The organism is Streptomyces hainanensis (assembly GCF_004348415.1).
GTDB classification, from domain to species: Bacteria; Actinomycetota; Actinomycetes; order Streptomycetales; family Streptomycetaceae; genus Streptomyces; species Streptomyces hainanensis.
Genome location: NZ_SMKI01000801.1, coordinates 1 through 1571, shown reverse-complemented (window position 1 = coordinate 1571; position 1571 = coordinate 1). Strand labels below are relative to the sequence as shown.

At 56.8% G+C, this 1571-nt stretch carries 1 rRNA gene; it reads left to right on the top strand.

Annotated elements, in window-relative coordinates:
• Positions 1-1547, top strand: a 23S ribosomal RNA gene (locus tag E1283_RS38395); the annotation flags it as partial.
• Positions 1548-1571: the final 24 nt, after the last annotated feature.

Genomic DNA, 1571 nt, shown 5'->3' with positions numbered 1-1571 from the left:
CTGCTGAGTCTTCGGACGAGGTGGGAGTGGTGGAGCCGGTGACCCGAGGGGGTAGTAGGTGAGTGATGGGGTGACGCAGGAAGGTAGTCCAGCCCGGGTGGTGGTTATCCCGGGGTAAGGGTGTGGCCTGGAGGGTAGGTAAATCCGTCCTCCGTTAAGGGTGAGACCTGATGCCGAGCCGATTGTGGTGAAGTGGATGATCCTATGCTGTCGAGAAAAGCCTCTAGCGATGTTTCATGGTGGCCCGTACCCTAAACCGACTCTGGTGGTCAGGTAGAGTATACCGAGGCGTTCGGGTGAACTATGGTTAAGGAACTCGGCAAATTGCCCCCGTAACTTCGGGAGAAGGGGGGCCGCTTCCGGTGATGGCATTTACTGTCGGAGCTGGGGGTGGCCGCAGAGACCAGCGAGAAGCGACTGTTTACTAAAAACACAGGTCCGTGCGAAGCTGTAAGGCGATGTATACGGACTGACGCCTGCCCGGTGCTGGAACGTTAAGGGGACCGGTTAGCCTTTACGGGCGAAGCTGGGAACTTAAGCGCCAGTAAACGGCGGTGGTAACTATAACCATCCTAAGGTAGCGAAATTCCTTGTCGGGTAAGTTCCGACCTGCACGAATGGCGTAACGACTTCTCGGCTGTCTCAACCATAGGCCCGGTGAAATTGCATTACGAGTAAAGATGCTCGTTTCGCGCAGCAGGACGGAAAGACCCCGGGACCTTTACTATAGCTTGATATTGGTGTTCGGTTCGGTTTGTGTAGGATAGGTGGGAGACTGTGAAGCTCACACGCCAGTGTGGGTGGAGTCGTTGTTGAAATACCACTCTGATCGTGCTGGATGTCTAACCTGGGTCCGTGATCCGGATCGGGGACAGTGTCTGGTGGGTAGTTTAACTGGGGCGGTTGCCTCCTAAAGAGTAACGGAGGCGCCCAAAGGTTCCCTCAGCCTGGTTGGTTATCAGGTGGTGAGTGTAAGTGCACAAGGGAGCTTGACTGTGAGACTGGCGGGTCGAGCAGGTGCGAAAGCAGGGACTAGTGATCCGGCGGTGGCTTGTGGGAGCGCCGTCGCTCAACGGATAAAAGGTACCCCGGGGATAACAGGCTGATCTTCCCCAAGAGTCCGTATCGACGGGATGGTTTGGCACCTCGATGTCGGCTCGTCGCATCCTGGGGCTGGAGTTGGTCCCAAGGGTTGGGCTGTTCGCCCATTAAAGCGGTACGCGAGCTGGGTTTAGAACGTCGTGAGACAGTTCGGTCCCTATCCGCTGTGCGCGTTGGAGTCTTGAGAAGGGCTGTCCCTAGTACGAGAGGACCGGGACGGACGAACCTCTGGTGTGCCAGTTGTTCTGCCAAGGGCATGGCTGGTTGGCTACGTTCGGGAGGGATAACCGCTGAAAGCATCTAAGCGGGAAGCTTGCTTCGAGATGAGGACTCCCACCCACTTGATGGGGTAAGGCTCCCTGTAGACGACAGGGTTGATAGGCCGGAGATGGAAGCCGTGTGAGCGGTGGAGTTGACCGGTACTAATAGGCCGAGGGCTTGTCCATAGATGCTCGCGTCCACTGTGAAAT